The organism is Methylobacterium phyllosphaerae, from assembly GCF_001936175.1.
GTDB classification, from domain to species: domain Bacteria; phylum Pseudomonadota; class Alphaproteobacteria; order Rhizobiales; family Beijerinckiaceae; genus Methylobacterium; species Methylobacterium fujisawaense.
Window position 1 is genome coordinate 3,017,196 of sequence record NZ_CP015367.1, and the last position, 16,142, is coordinate 3,033,337.

Annotated in this window: 15 protein-coding genes; 12 read left to right on the forward strand and 3 right to left on the reverse strand. The window is 70.3% G+C overall.

Features of this window, described 5'->3' with window-relative positions:
- Positions 1 to 38: 38 nt before the first annotated feature.
- Positions 39 to 455 carry a nuclear transport factor 2 family protein gene (locus MCBMB27_RS13650; RefSeq protein WP_083683537.1) on the forward strand — a complete coding sequence of 139 codons (417 nt, stop codon included), beginning with the start codon at positions 39 to 41 and terminating at the stop codon, positions 453 to 455.
- Between the two features lie 10 nt (positions 456 to 465).
- Here MCBMB27_RS13650 and MCBMB27_RS13655 read toward each other — a convergent pair whose 3' ends face one another.
- On the reverse strand, positions 466 to 1,167 hold the full coding sequence (locus tag MCBMB27_RS13655) for a GntR family transcriptional regulator (protein WP_043389194.1): 702 nt from the start codon (positions 1,165 to 1,167) through the stop codon (positions 466 to 468).
- A 1,613-nt stretch (positions 1,168 to 2,780) separates the two neighbouring features.
- Here MCBMB27_RS13655 and MCBMB27_RS13665 point away from each other — a divergent pair.
- From MCBMB27_RS13665 to MCBMB27_RS13700, 8 genes are all read left to right on the forward strand, one after another.
- The gene (locus tag MCBMB27_RS13665; protein WP_043758726.1) at positions 2,781 to 3,647 is read left to right on the forward strand and encodes an outer membrane protein; all 867 of its coding nucleotides are present in this window, start codon (positions 2,781 to 2,783) and stop codon (positions 3,645 to 3,647) included.
- 504 nt (positions 3,648 to 4,151) lie between these two features.
- The gene (locus tag MCBMB27_RS13670) at positions 4,152 to 5,045 is read left to right on the forward strand and encodes a LysR family transcriptional regulator (RefSeq protein WP_075380683.1); all 894 of its coding nucleotides are present in this window, start codon (positions 4,152 to 4,154) and stop codon (positions 5,043 to 5,045) included.
- A 159-nt stretch (positions 5,046 to 5,204) separates the two neighbouring features.
- Positions 5,205 to 6,026, forward strand: a complete 822-nt coding sequence (locus tag MCBMB27_RS13675) for a putative hydro-lyase (RefSeq protein WP_418287737.1) — start codon at positions 5,205 to 5,207, stop codon at positions 6,024 to 6,026.
- Between the two features lie 43 nt (positions 6,027 to 6,069).
- The gene (locus tag MCBMB27_RS13680) at positions 6,070 to 7,341 is read left to right on the forward strand and encodes an MFS transporter (protein ID WP_075380685.1); all 1,272 of its coding nucleotides are present in this window, start codon (positions 6,070 to 6,072) and stop codon (positions 7,339 to 7,341) included.
- 28 nt (positions 7,342 to 7,369) lie between these two features.
- Complete coding sequence (locus MCBMB27_RS13685; protein WP_075380686.1) at positions 7,370 to 8,131, forward strand: 5-oxoprolinase subunit PxpA; 762 nt, start codon at positions 7,370 to 7,372, stop codon at positions 8,129 to 8,131.
- Positions 8,128 to 8,859 carry a 5-oxoprolinase subunit B family protein gene (locus tag MCBMB27_RS13690; RefSeq protein WP_043354799.1) on the forward strand — a complete coding sequence of 244 codons (732 nt, stop codon included), beginning with the start codon at positions 8,128 to 8,130 and terminating at the stop codon, positions 8,857 to 8,859. Before MCBMB27_RS13685 ends, MCBMB27_RS13690 begins: the two co-directional genes overlap by 4 nt.
- Positions 8,859 to 9,875 carry a 5-oxoprolinase subunit C family protein gene (locus MCBMB27_RS13695; protein WP_075380687.1) on the forward strand — a complete coding sequence of 339 codons (1,017 nt, stop codon included), beginning with the start codon at positions 8,859 to 8,861 and terminating at the stop codon, positions 9,873 to 9,875. The genes MCBMB27_RS13690 and MCBMB27_RS13695 overlap by 1 nt, the downstream gene beginning before the upstream one ends.
- 94 nt (positions 9,876 to 9,969) lie before the next feature.
- On the forward strand, positions 9,970 to 10,758 hold the full coding sequence (locus MCBMB27_RS13700) for an aldolase (RefSeq protein WP_075380688.1): 789 nt from the start codon (positions 9,970 to 9,972) through the stop codon (positions 10,756 to 10,758).
- A 7-nt stretch (positions 10,759 to 10,765) separates the two neighbouring features.
- On the opposite strand, the gene MCBMB27_RS13705 is transcribed toward MCBMB27_RS13700, so the two are convergent.
- Positions 10,766 to 12,061 carry a lytic murein transglycosylase gene (locus MCBMB27_RS13705; protein ID WP_075380689.1) on the reverse strand — a complete coding sequence of 432 codons (1,296 nt, stop codon included), beginning with the start codon at positions 12,059 to 12,061 and terminating at the stop codon, positions 10,766 to 10,768.
- Positions 12,062 to 12,195: 134 nt separating this feature from the next.
- Here MCBMB27_RS13705 and MCBMB27_RS13710 point away from each other — a divergent pair, with 134 nt between their 5' ends.
- From MCBMB27_RS13710 to MCBMB27_RS13720, 3 genes are all read left to right on the forward strand, one after another.
- Entirely contained in the window at positions 12,196 to 12,690 is a 495-nt protein-coding gene (locus MCBMB27_RS13710; protein ID WP_075380690.1) for an SRPBCC family protein, read from the forward strand.
- Positions 12,691 to 12,829: 139 nt separating this feature from the next.
- Positions 12,830 to 14,242: a pyruvate kinase gene (gene pyk, locus MCBMB27_RS13715; protein WP_075380691.1), complete on the forward strand. Its 1,413-nt coding sequence runs from the start codon at positions 12,830 to 12,832 to the stop codon at positions 14,240 to 14,242.
- A 95-nt stretch (positions 14,243 to 14,337) separates the two neighbouring features.
- Positions 14,338 to 14,466 (forward strand): hypothetical protein, encoded by a 129-nt coding sequence (locus tag MCBMB27_RS13720; protein WP_043354815.1) that lies wholly within the window; start codon positions 14,338 to 14,340, stop codon positions 14,464 to 14,466.
- Between the two features lie 97 nt (positions 14,467 to 14,563).
- Here MCBMB27_RS13720 and MCBMB27_RS13725 read toward each other — a convergent pair whose 3' ends face one another.
- The gene (locus MCBMB27_RS13725; RefSeq protein WP_043382908.1) at positions 14,564 to 15,751 is read right to left on the reverse strand and encodes a patatin-like phospholipase family protein; all 1,188 of its coding nucleotides are present in this window, start codon (positions 15,749 to 15,751) and stop codon (positions 14,564 to 14,566) included.
- Positions 15,752 to 16,142: the final 391 nt, after the last annotated feature.

Consider the following 16,142-nt stretch of genomic DNA (forward strand, 5'->3'; position numbering starts at 1 on the left):
GACTTTTGCGGCACGTTAGGGCCGACAGGAGGCCTGCCATGACCGATGTGATTCACAGCGCGGCGACCGCGCGCGACGCCGCCAACGTCACCGCCTATCTCGAGGCCTCGATGGTCCCGGATCCCGAGACGGCCGCCCGCTACATGGCGCCGGGCACCCGGATCGTGTTCACCGGCGCGCGGGTCTTCAACCATCCGTCCGAGGTCACGGCCTTCAATGCCGGGCGCTACGCCTGGGTGAAGAAGCGGATGGAGCGGCTGGACGTGGTCCCGGGCGACGGCGTCACGACGGTCTACAGCCTCGGGACGCTCTACGGCGCCTGGCCGGACGGCACGCCCTTCGAGGGCAACCGCTACGTCGACCGCTTCACCGTGCGCGACGGCCTGATCGTCGGGATGGAGGTCTGGAACGACAGCGCAGAGCGTCTGCTGACGAAGCACGGCCTCACGGCCTGACGCCGAAGGCTCAGGCTCCGCCGCCCGCGACGTAGGGCGCCAACAGGCGTCCGAGATCGCGCTCGCGCGGGGTCGGGGGCACGATGCGCGCCCGCTCGGCGACCGCATCGAGGTGGTGGTCCATGAGCGCGGCGGCGCGTTCGGCATCACCCGCGACCAGGGCGGCGACGATGTCGCGGTGCTCGCTCACGGCGCAGTCCGAGGAATGCGGCCGGCTGTAGAGGGACAGGATCAGGGCGCAGCGATAGCCGAGTTCGGCGACGTACCGGGTCAGCACGGCGCTGCCGGTCATCTCGGCGAGCATCAGATGGAATTCGGTCGCGAGCCGGATCGAGAGCGCCTCGGGCCCACCCCGGGCGGCCTCCTCGCGGGCGATCTGATCCAGCAGAATCTGACGCTGCTCGGGGCTGAGCTGTCCGGCGAGGCGGCGCACCACGAGCCGCTCCAGGCCGAGGCGCACGTCGAAGGTGTCACGCGCCTCCTCCCAACTCGGCGTCGCCACGACGGCGATGCGATTGCGGCGGAGGTCGACCAGGCCTTCCCCGGCCAGCCGCAACAGGGCCTGCCGGGCGATGGTGCGGCTCACGCCGAACCGTTCGCCCAGGGCATCCTCGGGCAGGCGGTCACCGGGGGCCAGCGCCCGTTCCACGATGGCCCGGCGCAGGGCTTGGCAGATGGCGCCCACGCGATCGCCTTCGTCGGCCGCCTTCATCGATGCCGTCCGCGGCCGATCGCCGATACCTCTGCGCATTGGTGCGTCATGGTCCATTCTCGGTCGCGAGACGCTTCGATGCGTTCGAAGACGTATCGCGGCAGGGTCTTTGCCGATGGAGACCTTCAGGTGCAACGGTCACGCCAGCGCCACCGGATCGGTGGCAGCGGAACCGCGGTGGGCTGCGCCGAACGCGGAGGGGATCCGGGCGGAACGGGGCGTCCGGCGCTCAGGTCCGATCTCGCAGGCGGCGCCCGCCCGCCGGCGGCCCGGATCGAGCCGCGGACGATCACGGAGCGGCAAGGGCGGGCCGATCGCACGTCGGGCGAGTCGACGGCGAAGCCCGGGGCGTTCCGATTCGTCCCCGGAGATACCCCCTCGACACGCGCCATGTTCGACGAGCCTGACCGCCCAACGAGGTCCGCGCAACGACAGTCCGGGTCGCAACCGGCGAGGAGCCGCGGGAATGCCGCCTGAAGACCGAAACACCGCCTGGAAGTCATCCGTCATCGGTCCAGCCGTCCCGGTGCAACCCGTGCGATCGGTCACACGATCGCGATAGATCGACCCGGCCAGAACGTTCTTCGACATAAATTTCTATTTCAAAGCTGGTCCTTTGCGTCCCTGTAATTTGATAACGGCCGATTTGTGCAGACGACGCCATAGCCGATATCTGGACGGCATCTTAAGGATCCCCGCATAAACACACGACGAGAAGGTCGCGGCGACGTCGGTTTCGCCGATTCAGCTCAGCCATTTAACCTGTGCGCAGATCCGCGAAGAGGCGGGACGGGTCTCCGCGCGGGCGGCACAGGCGATTGGGCCGCAGGATGAAAAGCGCCGCAGCGACCAAGTCGCCACGACAGTCGGTGCGGTCATCGTCCTGCCGGCCCTTCACTTCATCGATGGCGACAACCATCAGACCGCCGAACTCACGCGCCGCAAGGGAGCGGTGAAGGCATTGGAGCAGGCCTCTGTCGAGAAGAGATGCGGTTTGGACTTCGAACCGCAGCCCCCGCGCCGGTAAGTCGACCCCGGCGCATCGTCATCGCGGGGCGCCCACCTCTATCCCAGCGCTTCGGAGACCGCAGGACAGGGTCGAGGCGCCGCCGGCCGGCGATCGGCCGCATTCGCGGCCCGCGACGCCGCCACGAGATCCGATCCCGAAAGCTGCAATCGCAAAGTGCCCGTACCGTATCGATCAGCTTTCGATCCGTCCGCGTACGTCGAGACGTACGCCAGGGGCCGTCGTGCCGGACCGCGGACGGACGGCGTGCGGCTGACCCTGGGCGACACCGGCGACGTGCGTCCGGGCGCCACCGCGCAGGTCTTCGCTGCAAATCTTCGCCGCAGGCCTCCAGGCTGCTTGGTCAGGCTCGCCGACCCAACGCAGGCCGGCGCGATCCTGCGCGCCGCGGCTCGGAGGACAACTCGTAGACGACGATAGATCTTCCTGTTCGTCTTTGAGTAACATTTCTGCGGTATAGAACCGTTAAGGATGCCGAGATCGGGACGCGCGCGAATTTCTAAGTGTTGCCGGCGAGCTACATCTTCCCGATCGCGCGCCTGATACGTCGAGATCAGCAGACGCTGCTAACGGAACCAACACGGACATGACCAAGATCCTGGCCTCTCTGGCTGCATTCACCGCTCTCACGGCTGCGGCGTCCGCCGCCGACCTGCCGCGCCGCGCTGCGCCGCCGCCGGTGTTCACGCCGGTGCCGGTGTTCACCTGGACCGGCTTCTACGTCGGTGTGAACGCCGGCTACGGCTTCGACGCCAACAGCCGCAACACCACCAGCTACGCCCTGCCGGGCGGCTCGCTGATCAACTCCCCCGGCACCTCGGGCGTCGTCAGCGTCAACAACCGCAACAACAACGACGGCTTCTCGGGCGGCGCCCAGATCGGCTACAACTACCAGTTCACGCCGGGCTCGGGCGTGGTGATCGGCTTCGAGGCCGACGCCCAGTACGTCGACTTCGCCCGCCGCGCCAACGCCACCCAGAACTACAGCTTCCTGGGCTTCCCCGGCGTCGCCTTCTCCAACCCGCCCGCCTTCGTCGCCACCAGCGGCAACGGCCTCGACTACTTCGGCACCGTCCGCGGCCGCCTCGGCTACGCCTTCGACCGCACCCTCGTGTACGGCACCGGCGGCTTCGCCTACGGATCCGGCCAGGACGACCAGAACTTCTCCGGCAACCGCTTCCGCGACAGCTTCCGCACCGGCTGGGCCGCCGGCGGCGGCGTCGAGTACGCCCTGCCCACCGACTCCTTCCTGAACTTCTTCCGCTCCTCGGCCGTCACCCTGAAGGTCGAAGGCCTGTACGTCAGCCTCGACCGCCAGAAGAACTCCGCCGGCGGCGTCTTCTACGGCAACCTCCTGCCCCCGAACGGCACCGCCTACCTCAACGGCGCCGCCGCCAAGACCGAGTTCGCCGTCGTCCGCGCCGGCCTGAACTACAAGTTCGGCTCGTACTAAGCCGAGCGTGACTCGAGGGGCCATCGCCCCTCACGGAGACTTGGCATGGGACTGGTCCTCTGCATGCCGGTCGCCGCGGGATGGCAATGCCCCTCGCTCGACCCTTGCATCCCAGCCCGATCAACCTGGTCGCGAGGTCGACAAAACCCCGGGAGCATTCCGCTCCCGGGGTTTCCGCATGTGTGGGGCCACCCGAAACCGTTGCGCCCACACCTGAGCATTCCGCTCGCGATGTCGGGCCCTTGTCGGTGCCTCTGGAAGGGATTTCACGAGACCCTCAGGCTTCGCGCCTGCGCTAATCGATGCCGCCCGAAGCGCCACGGGAGCGCCAGGCTTTCGGATTTTCCATCGCCCTGAACCGCGCCGCTGTCATCCGGGCGGGCGGGCGGACCTGGCGGCGGGACGGGGTGATCCCGCGCCGACACGCGACAGCCGACAACTTGCATGCCAGCGCGCGAGGGCGCGATATGATCGGCCACGACGGCGGAGCGGGACAATCGCGGGATGGCGGATTTCCGCAGCTTGGAGGTGTTTTACTGGGTTGCGAAACTCTCCAGCTTTCGCCGCGCCAGCGAGAAGGTGAACACGACCCAGCCGGCCGTCTCCCAGCGCATCGCGGCCCTGGAGCATGAATACGGCACGCTGTTCGAGCGCCGAAGCCGGGACGTCGCCCTGACGGAGCGGGGGCGTCTCCTCCTGGGTTTCGCGGAGCGATTCCTGGCTCTGCAGGACGAGATGAGCGCGGCCCTACACGAGACCGGACGCACGCGGGGCACCCTGCGGCTCGGCGTGTCCGAGACGATCGTCCATCTGTGGCTGTCGCGCTTCATCGAGCGCATGCGCGCCGCCCATCCCGGGATCGGCGTCGACATCACCGTGGACATCTCGCCGAACATGCAGGCCGCCCTCGTCGCCGACGAGATCGATCTGGCACTCCTCGTGGGTCCGATCACCCTGCCGAGCTTCGTCAACCGTGCCCTGTTCAGCACCCCGGTCGCGTGGATCGCCGCGCCGGGCCTGCTGCCGGGCGACGCGCTCCTGAGCCTCGGCGCGCTCCTGCGCCATCCGCTCATCACCTACCCGCGCAACACCAGCCCCTATGTCGAGCTGCGCGACCTCGTCCTGCAGGAGAACCTCCTGCCGAGCCAGATCCACACCAGCGCCTCGCTCGCCACCATCGTGAAGATGGGCATCGAGGGCCTCGGGATCTGCGTGATCCCGCCGGCGGTGGTCGAGGCCGAGATCCGCGCCGGCACCCTCCGCGTCCTGCCGGCCGAGCCGCTGCTCTCGAATCTGACCTTCACGGCGATGCACATGAAGCGGCCGGCCCACCATTTCGTGGCGGATGCGGCCCGCCTCGCCCAGGACGTGGCCGAAACCTGGGCCGCCGGCCGATAAGACTGGTTTATCGCGCCTCATTCGCAATCACGATTGGCGTGCCCTGCGGCGCGATGAAATCGTTGCGGCAGGACATGAATCGCTGAAGCGATCGGGATCTTGCGGAATCCGGGCTGCCGACGATGCCGGCCCGGCGCTCGACAACCAGCCAGGGAGATCATCGCGGTGAGCCAGCACTTGGGCGCCGACGGCGCAGCACCTGTCTTCACCGATGCGGCGGAAGCGCGGCGCGCGATCCGCGCGGGTCGGTTCCGGGGCCACACCTCGGGTCTCGTGCCCGCCCACGCGCAGGGCAACCTGATGATCCTGCCGCGGGCCATGACGGAGGATTTCCACCGCTTCTGCCAGCAGAACCCCAAGCCCTGCCCGATCCTCGGCGTCGCGCAGCCCGGCGCCCGCACGCTTCCGACGCTCGGCGCCGATCTCGACCTCGCCACCGACGTTTCCGGCTATCGCGTCTACGAGGGCGGCGAACTCGTGGCGGAGCTGCCCGACCTGACCGGCGTGTGGCGGGACGACCTCGTCACCTTCGTCCTCGGCTGCTCCTTCTCGTTCGAGGCCGGCCTGATCGCGGCGGGCATACCGCTCCGCCACGTCGCCCTCGGCCGCAACGTCGCGATGTACCGGACCTCGATCGCCACACGGCCCTCGGGTCCGTTCCACGGCCCCCTGGTGGTCTCCATGCGGCCGATGAAGGCGGCGGACGCCATCAAGGCCGTGCAGGTCACGGCCCGGATGCCGGCGGTCCACGGAGCGCCGATCCATCTCGGCGACCCGAGCCTGATCGGTATCCGCGACATCGCGCAGCCGGATTTCGGCGATCCGGTCCCGATCGAGCCCGACGAGCTCCCGGTCTTCTGGGCCTGTGGAGTCACCCCCCAGGCGGTGGCGATGGCGGCGCGGCTGCCGCTCTGCATCACCCACGCGCCCGGTCACATGCTGATCACCGACCTCCTCAACCGCGACCTGCCGTTCCTGTGACCCTCCCGGCCGCATGACGGCCTGTCCGCCAAGGAGTTGCGCCATGTGGGTGAAAGACACGAGTCCGGCGGAGCGCCGGGTGCTGGGCGCGGCCTTCGCGGGCTACGGCGTCGATGCGTTCGACTACATGGTCTACACCTTCCTGATCCCGACGCTGGTCGTGGTCTGGGGCCTGACCAAGGTCGAGGCCGGCAACATCGCCACCGCCGCGCTGGTGACCTCGGCCATCGGCGGCTGGGCGGCCGGGATCCTGGCGGACCGCTACGGCCGGGTAATCGTCCTGCAGGCCACCGTCGCGTGGTTCACCCTATTCACGGTGCTCAGCGGCTTCACGCACTCCTACGAGCAACTGCTCGTCACCCGCGCGCTGCAGGGCTTCGGCTTCGGCGGGGAGTGGTCGGTGGGCTCCGTGCTGATCGCCGAGACGATCCAGGCCCGCTATCGCGGCAAGGCGGTGGGCCTCGTCCAGTCGAGCTGGGCGGTCGGCTGGGCCTGCGCGGCGATCGCCTTCTGGGCCGTGTTCGCCCTGGCGGAGCCCGCCGTGGCGTGGCGGATCCTGTTCTGGCTCGGCGCCCTCCCCTCGGTGCTGATATTCTGGATCCGCCGCAACATCGAGGATCCGGAAGTCTACCGGCAGACGCGCGCCGCCATGCGGGACATCGGCGATACGGGCAGCTTCCTCGACATCTTCTCCCGGCCGCTGATCGGCCGGACCGTGCTGGCGAGCCTGCTGGCGACCGGCATGCAGGGCGGCTACTACGCGGTGACCACGTGGCTTCCGACCTACCTGAAGACCGAGCGGAACCTCTCGGTCCTGAACACCAGCGGCTACCTGCTGATGCTGATCTTCGGATCGTTCGTCGGGTATTTGACCAGCGCCTGGCTCTCCGACCGCATCGGGCGCCGCCTGGGCTTCATCCTGTTCGGCTTCTGCGCCGGTCTCCTCGTCCTGGCCTACACGCTGATTCCGATCACCGACCCGGTGATGCTGGTCCTCGGCTTTCCCCTCGGCTTCTTCCTCTCCGGCGTCTTTTCCGGGATGGGCGCCTTCCTGAGCGAGCTGTTCCCGAGCCGGATCCGCGGCTCCGCACAGGGCTTCTGCTACAATTTCGGGCGCGCCACGGGCGCGATCTGCCCGGCCGTGGTGGGCCATCTCAGCGGCTCGCTGACACTCGGCATCGCCATCGGCGTCGTGGCGGCGGGCGCCTATTGCCTCGTGATCGTCGCGGCGCTTCTGTTGCCCGAGACGGCGGGCCGCGCGCTCGATTCTTGCAGCGCGGATCCGAGCGAGCCGGAGCCCGTTGCGGCCCTATGAGACCCGATCGGCACGCGGAGCGGCGGCGATGACCAGCGTGGACCTGAATTCCGACCTCGGCGAGGGCTACGGCGCCTATGCCTGCGGCGACGACGCGGCGATCCTCGGGATCGTCACCTCGGCCAACGTCGCCTGCGGCCTCCATGCCGGCGACCCCGAGATCATGGCCCGGACCTTCGCGCTGGCGAAGGCGCGCGGCGTCGCGGTCGGCGCCCATCCGGGCTTCCCCGACCTCTGGGGCTTCGGGCGGCGGCGGATGCCGTTCAGCCCGGACGAGATCGAGCGGCTCGTCGCCTACCAGATCGGCGCCGCCCAGGCGCTGGCCGCCTATGCCGGCCACCGCATCACCTACGTGAAGGCGCACGGGGCGCTGGCCAACGTCGCCGCCGAGGAGCGACCGGTGGCCGACGCCATCGCCCGGGCCGTCCGTGCCGTGGACCGCGATCTCGCGCTGCTCGCCATCGCGCTCACCGCCCAGGTGCCGGCGGGCGAGGCCTGCGGCCTCGACGTGCATCAGGAGATCTTCGCCGATCGCGGCTACATGCCGACCGGGCTCCTGATCCCGCGCAGCCAGCCCGGCGCGATGATCACCGATGCCGGCGAGGCGGCCGACCGGGTCCTGCGCATGGTCGAGGCGGGCGCGATCCTCACGGCGGACGGCCGTACGCTGCCGACGCCGATCCGCTCGATCTGCGTCCACGGCGATTCCGCCCACGCCGTCGCCACGGCCCGCGCGGTGCGGACCCGACTGGAGGGCGCGGGCGTCACGCTGGCGCCGTTCCGGCCGTGAGCGCGGTCGCGGAGCCCCGGCTTCTCGACGCCGGCGAGGCGGCCCTCGTGGTCGAGTTCGGCAGCACGGTCGACCCGGCGATCAGTGACCGGGTCCTGGCGCTGGACGACGCCCTCGGGGCGGATCCGCCCGAGGGGCTGCGGGAGCGCGTGCCGACCTACCGCTCCCTGATGCTGCACTATGATCCGCTGGTGCTCGACCGCGCGACGCTCGCCGAACGGGTCCGGGCGCTGGTGTCGGGCGCGACCGCGCGCGCGTCCAGTCCGACCCTGTGGACCCTGCCCTGCTGCTACGCTTCTCCGCATGGCGAGGACATCGCGCAGGTCGCCGAGCGCAGCGGGCTGTCGCCGGAGGCGGTGGTGTCGACCCATTCGGCCACGACGTTTCGGGTCTACATGTACGGCTTCGCGCCGGGCTTCGCCTATCTCGGCGGCCTGCCGGAGGCCCTGGCGGTGCCCCGGCGCGCGAGCCCGCGGCCGCCGCATCCGCGCAACGCCGTCATGATCGGCGGGGGTCTCGCCGCCGTGGCGACCGTGCCGATGCCGACCGGCTGGTACGTGCTCGGCGCGACGCCGGCCCGTCTCTACGCGCCCGAGCGCGACCCGAGCTTCTTCGTCGCCGCGGGTGACCAGATCCGCTTCGAACCGGTGGATTCCGCGACCTTCGACGCCCTGACAGCCCGGGAGGCGGCAGGCGAGCCGGTGGCCCGGCGCGGGGAGCCCCACTGATGCCCGCCCTCGTCATCGAGTCCGCCGGACCCGGCGTAACCCTGCAGGACGGGGGCCGGCACGGCTACCTGCGCTACGGCATCACGGCCGCGGGTCCCATGGACCCGCTGATGCACGCCGCCGCCAACCGGGCGGCATCGAACGCCCTCGACGCCACCGCCGTCGAGATCTCCACCGGCGGCGTCACCGTCTCGGCGGAGGACGGACCCGTCGGCATCGCCCTGCTCGCGCCGGGTTTCCGCGTCGCGCTGGACGGGGTGCCGTTGCCCGATACGGTCGCGCTCACCCTGGAACCCGGCCAGAGGCTCGTCGTGCGGGCCGGCGATGCGGGCGCCTGGGGCTATCTGGCGGTCGCTGGGCGGCTCGACGTGGCGCCGGTCCTCGGATCGGCGGCGACCCATACTCGCTCGGGGCTCGGCGGCCTCGACGGGCGCGGCCTCGCTGCGGGCGACCGCCTGCCCGTCGCCGAGGGCCGGACCCTGGACGGGGCGCCGCAGCGGCTCGTCGCCCCCTGGCTCGACCGCGACGGCCGGGTGATCCGGGTGGTGCTGGGCCCGCAGGACGATTATTTCGCCCCCGATCAGATCGAGGCCTTCCTGGCGGGTCCCTGGACGGTCTCGCCGCGGGGCGACCGGATGGCCTGCTTCGTCGACGGCACGCCGCTCAAGCACGCCAAGGGCCACGACATCGTCTCCGACGGAGTCGCCATGGGGGCGATCCAGGTCCCCGGCAACGGCCTGCCGATCATCCTGATGGCCGATCGGCAATCCACCGGCGGCTACCCGAAGATCGCCACGGTCATCGGACCGGATCTCGGTCGGCTGGCGCAGGTCCGGGGCGGGGCGCGCCTGTCGTTCCGGCGCGTGTCGGTGGAGGAGGCGGTCGCGGCGCGGCGCGCCGAGCGCGATCTCCTGCGCGAGGCGGTGCCCCGCGAGCCGGTCATCCGCACGGATTTTGCGTCGGACTTCTTGCTGGGCCTCAACCTCGTCGGTGGCGTCACCGACGGCCGCAGCTGAGCGCAGATCGGCTGCGCTCAAGGGCGCAAGCAGATAGAATGCGGCACCGGCCGAGTCCCCGGCCCGATCCCGAGACACAGGAAAGCCCGCACGCATGGCGCACGCCGTTACCGCCCCGGGAAGCCCGCCCGCCCGCAGCAACGAGCCCCTGAACGCCGACAGCGTGCGTCGCGCCCGGATCGACCTCGCCGCCTGCCTGCGCTGGGCCGCCCGGAACGGTCTGGAAGAGGGGATCTGCAACCACTTCTCGGCGGTGCTGCCGGAGCGGCCCGACCTGTTCCTGGTCAATCCCTACGGCCTCGCCTTCGCGGAGGTCACCGCGTCGAGCCTTCTGCTCTGCGACTTCCACGGCAACGTCGTCGAGGGCGAAGGTCAGCCCGAGGCCACCGCCTTCCACATCCATGCCGAGTTGCACCGGCTGAAGCCCCGCGCCCGGGCGGCGTTCCACACCCACATGCCCTATTCGACGGCCCTCGCCATGCTGGAGGGCGAGCCGCTGCTATGGGCGGGCCAGACGGCCCTGCGCTTCTACGGCCGGATCGCCGTGGACGAGGATTACAACGGGCTGGCGCTCGACGCGTCCGAGGGCCGGCGGATCGCCGAGAGCGCCGGCGAGGCGGACGTGGTGTTCCTGAAGAACCACGGCGTGATGGTGCTGGGCGAGACCATCGCGGAGGCCTGGGACGATCTCTACTATCTCGAGCGCGCCGCGCAGGCGCAGGTCCTGGCCATGAGCACGGGGCGCACGCTCAAGACCGTGCCCGAGGCGATCGTCAGGCACGTGGCGGCCCAGGAGGCGGCGGGACGCGCCGAGAGTGCGCGGCTGCACCTGGAGAGCGTCAAGCGGGTGCTGGCCCGAGACGAGCCCGCCTTCCTGGCGTAGACGCCACTCAGGGCGTCGCACGGACCCGGTCCAGCAGCGTGGCGTCGGCATAGCCGTCCGCCGGCAATCCGATCGACCCCTGGAAGGCGCGCAGTGCCGCCCGCGTCTTGGGGCCGATCTTGCCGTCGACCCTGCCGGTGGCGAAGCCGCGCTCCGTGAGCCGGGTCTGCAGATCGCGCCGCTCGTCAGCCGTGAGCGGCCGGTCGCCCCGCGGCCAGTCGTGCACCAGGCCCGGGTCGCCGCTCAGGCGATCCGACAGGAGCGCGACGGTGAGCGCGTAGGCCAGGGCCGTGTTGTAGCGCAGGATCACCGCGAAGTTCGGCTGCAGCAGGAAGGCGGGGCCGCGGATTCCGGCGGGCAGGATCAGGGTCGCCTCGGCCTCGTCCGGCATCGCGCGGTCACGCGCAGGCTTTACGCCGAGCGCCCGCCATGCCGCGATGGTGCGGACCGTCGTCTCGTCGGCGAGGGCCGCATCGAAATTCTCGGGCAGCGCCGCCTCGGCGCCCCAGCTTTCTCCGGGCTTCCAGCCGTGGGTGATGAGGTAATGAGCCGTCGACGCGAGCGCATCCGGCACCGAGGTCCAGATGTCGCGTCGTCCGTCGCCGTCGAAATCCACCGCCTCGCGCTGGTAGACGCTGGGCATGAACTGCGTGTGCCCCATGGCGCCGGCCCAGGATCCGGTGAGCCCCGCTTGCATCCGGTCGAGGGGCGCCTGGTTCCAGGCCAGGATCTGGAGCGCTGCCGTCAGTTCGTCGCGCCAGTAGGTGGAGCGATTGGGATCGCTGCAGCCGAGCGTCGCCAGCGAGCGGACGACCGGCTTCACCACTGCCGCGTTTTCGAGCACGGCGCCGTAGCTAGATTCCACGCCCCAGAACGCCACCAGGATGTGGCGGTCGACCCCGTACCGGGCCTCGATGGCCGCGAGCGTGTCGGCGTGCTCGGCGAGCTTGCGCTGACCGGCCTCGATGCGGGCCGGCGTGACGCTGGCCTCGATGTAGTCCCAGATCGGCCGGACGAACTCCCCCTGGCTCTGCGTTGCGGCGAGCACGTCCGGATCGGGCGTCAGGGTGGCGAGCTGCGCCTCGGCGAGGCTCTGCGGCACGGCCCGCGCCGTGACCCAGGCGATCAGATCGGCCCGGCAGGTCTCGAAGGGCTGGGGCGTGGCCGGCGGGGATTGGTCCGGCCCCGCGGCGGCGAGCGTCGGCGCCACCAGACCGATCAGAAGTGAGGCTCCGGTCGTCAGGACCGTCCGCAGGGGGCCGCTCCAGGTCGCGGGCCGCATCGGCGCAGCGCGATCGTCCATGGGCATCTCCGGTGATCCAGATGCGCGCGACGTAGCACACCGAGCCCGCGACGGCACCTTCAGCGGGGACTCGCCGCGACGGCGGCTCCGCCCCAAGTCGCGTCACGTCAGCCCGAACGCCAGGAGACCGAACCGTGCAACGTGCTTATCTCACGGCGATCGGTGCGGCCCTTCTGGCCGCCGGACCAGCCAGTGCCCTGGAAGTCACCCGCAGCCGCGACATCCCGGCCCCGCCGGCTGCCGTCTGGGCCCTGATCGGCGATTTCTGCGCGATCCAGAACTGGCACCCGCAGGTCCAGCGCTGCATCCTGTCGGGCGAGGACGACGACGACGGCATCCGCGCGCAGATCCGCGGCCTCGTCGTCAAGGGCGGCCTGGGCACGATCGCGGAAGTCGAGACCGCGCGCGACGAAACCGGCATGAGCTACAGCTACAGCGTCATCCAGGGCCCCCTGCCGGTGCGCGCCTACAACGCGACACTGGCGGTCCGCCCCAACGGTGAAGGGTCCACGGTGATCTGGAGCGCGACCTTCGACGCCGAGGGTATGAGCGACGCCGACGCGGTCGCCGACATCACCGGCGTGTTCGACGCCGGGCTTGCCGGGATCGCCCGGGAGACGGCCAGATAGGCGCCGGCCGAATCAGTCCGCCGCGCCAAACATCGCCTGGCCGGAGCCGCGGCGGTGCCGGGCACCGCTGTGTGCGGCGGCGGCGCGACCGAGCGCCCGGCTCGATTCCCAGAGACAGCCCCAGGAGGGCGAGACCCGCATGCGCCGTCACCGCCACGCCAAGATCGTCGCCACCGTCGGTCCCGCCAGCTCCACGCCGGACCAGCTCCGCGCCCTGTTCCTCGCCGGCGTCGACACGTTCCGGTTGAACTTCAGCCACGGCGTCCAGGCGGATCACGCCAAGGTCCACGCGGCGATCCGCGACCTGGAGAAGGAGGTGGGCCGGCCGATCGGCATCCTGCAGGATCTCCAGGGACCGAAGATCCGGATCGGCACGCTTCAGGGCGGCCGGCTCGATCTTCAGGCCGGGGAGACGGTGCGCTTCGTCCTCGAGGGCGCCGAGGGTGACAAGCAGGCGATCCCGCTGCACCACCCGGAGATCTTCGACGCCGTCGTGCCGGGACAGGAACTCCTCATCGACGACGGGCGGGTGCGGGTGCGGGTCACAGGGCCCGAGCGGACTTCCATCACTGCCGAGGTGATCACCGGCGGACCGATCTCGAACCGCAAGGGCGTGAACCTGCCGGGCACCCTGCTGGACCTCTCGCCGCTCACCGAGAAGGACCGGGCCGACCTCGCCTTCGGGCTGGATCTCGGCGTCGACTGGGTCGCCCTGTCCTTCGTCCAGAAGCCCTCCGACGTGATCGAGGCGCGGGGCATCATCGGCGACCGCGCCGGCATCATGTCGAAGATCGAGAAGCCGCAGGCGCTGGACCGGATCGACGACATCATCCGGCTCTCCGATGCCGTGATGGTTGCCCGCGGCGATCTCGGTGTCGAGATCCCGCACGAGGATGTGCCGGCGCGCCAGAAGGAGCTGATCCGAGCCTGCCGGCTGGCCGTGAAGCCCGTGGTCGTGGCGACCCAGATGCTCGATTCCATGGTCAACGCCCCGGCGCCGACCCGGGCCGAGGCGTCGGACGTCGCCACCGCCATCTATGACGGCGCCGACGCGGTGATGCTCTCGGCGGAATCGGCGACCGGCCGCTACCCGGTCGAGGCGGTGGCGATGATGGACCGGATCATCCGCAGCGTGGAGGGGCACAAGCTCTATCACTCGATCATCGCGGCCTCGGAGCCGGGCGAGGAGGAGACGCCGCCGCATGCGGTGGCGACCGCCACGGCCGATCTCGCCGAGGCCGTGCGCGCCGCCGCGATCGTCGCCTACACGGCGAGCGGGACCACGGCGGCACGGGTGGCGCGCAAGCGTCCGGCCGCTGCGATCCTGGCCTTGACCCCGAACGTCGCAACCTCGCGGCGGTTGAGCCTGCTCTGGGGTGCGCACAGCGTCCTGACGGAGGATGTCGACAGCTACGAGGAAATGACCACGAAGGCCCGCCACCATGCGCAGGACGAGGGCTTCGCCAAGCCGAACGACATCATCGTGGTCACCGCCGGCATCCCGTTCCATTCGGCCGGCAACACCAACAACATCCGCCTGATGCAGATCTGAGCCGGCCGATCGGGAGCGTGATCTGGAACGCGGCCCACATCTCACCCGTTGATAGGAAGCTGCGCCATTTGGGCGCGATAACGGAGGGCCGAGCCATGAACCTGATCGGACGCATCGTCACCAAGATCCTCGGCAACGAGAACCGTCCCGTGTACCGCGACGACCGGAACGCCAGCTCGGCGACCCCGCTCGGCCGCCTCGTGACGAAGATCCTGGGCAAATAAGAGGTCGGCAGGACCGGGCCTGCGCCGGCAATCCGGCTCCGGGACCTGACATCGTCCACCGCGCGCCCTGCCGGGCGCGCGGCAAAACCCCGTTCGATCAGTGCGCCACGACGCTCGCGGTCTCTCTGAGGACCGGCGAAGCCGGAACCGTGTGCTGCCAGAAGGTGCCGCTCCGGCCCTTCTCGAGGCCCGCATCGTAGAGCGCGCGCATGTAGGCGGTGTCGAAGCCCTTGGCGGCCGAGGCCTTGGGGCCGTTCTCGTCAATGTATGTCAGGTTGAAGCCGATGCCGTTGGCACGCGCGAGCGCGTAGGTCGCGGTGAGCGTGGCCCGGGAGCGCGCCCGGCTCGCCGTCGTGAATGAGCGCTCGACGATCGAGAGCGTGTTGTCCTTCGTGACCTCGAAATCCGGCTCAAGACGGCCGTTGATCACCACGTAGATCTCGGCCTTGCCGCCCGTACGGATCCGTCCGTCGCGCAACAGGAGGCTCTGCGGCAGGGTGAAAACCGGCGTCACCACCGAGCCGTCCACATGCATCTCCTGGAAACGCGTGTCGCCGGCCGAAACGTCGATGAACTGGGGCGGGAACACCGCCGGAATGCTGGCCGAGGCCGCCAACACGTCGCGGAACAGCTCCCGGGCGTTCGGCACGCCGCTCGCCGCGATGGCGCCCATGTTCCAGATCACCGCCCGCTGGGAATCGAGGTTCGTCGTCACCACGAGGAGGCGCCGCCCCTTGGCATGCTCCTCGGCAACCGCCTTGAGGAGATCCGCCGTGACGTAGCGGTCGATCAGGCTGCGCAGGCGTCCGTCACCGAACAATCCGGAGCCGAACAGCACGTTTGCCAGGTTGGGCGAGGCCACCAGCTCACCCGCGACGCCGCTGGTGTAGAACTCGGTCAGATAGGGATCGTAGGCCGGTCCCAGAAACGCGAAGGGGGCGATCAGCGCGCCGGTCGAGACACCGGACACGAGGGTGAATTCCGGGCGCTTGCCGGAGGCCGTCCAGCCGTTGAGCACGCCCGCCCCGTAGGCGCCGTCACCGCCGCCGCCCGACAGGGCCAGATACGTGAAGCCCTTGAGGCGACGCTCCGGATTGGCGGCGAGCGCCGCGATCGTGTCCACCGACGCGTCGGCGAAGACGCGCGCACCGGGGACGCCGGGGATGGTCGCCAGCGCGGCCTGCTCGGCGCTGTACGGAGTCCGCGGGACGCTGCCGCACGCCGCGACCTGCCCCGCCAGCCCGAACGCCACTGCCATGCGCAGGCTGACCTGACGAAAACCCATCGTCGCTTCCTTGAACCGCGTAACGCGCCCACTCTGCCACACGGAACGAGCTTGGCCGTACAGCCTGTTCCACCATAGCCGGCTGAGCAGGACGATATGGCCGCGCTGTTGCGGAGGGGTCACGTTTCCACGGGATCCGGGCACAAGCGTGGCCGCCTCGATCGCACGGCCGAGGGGCCATCGGCCGCCGCCATTGCCGGTGGACAGGCGCCGCGGCGGCCCGCATCGGGGGACCGGCCGCCCTTGCAACGCTCGCGAACGCCGCGCTAGGGTTCCCCCGTGGCCTGGCGAGACAGGGTGTCGCACGCGGTGCGGCAGCCGGCGCGCGAGGGCGCGGTCTGCGCGGCGACACGGTCGGCCGAGATAAGGCGTCCGGCGGCCTGAACACACG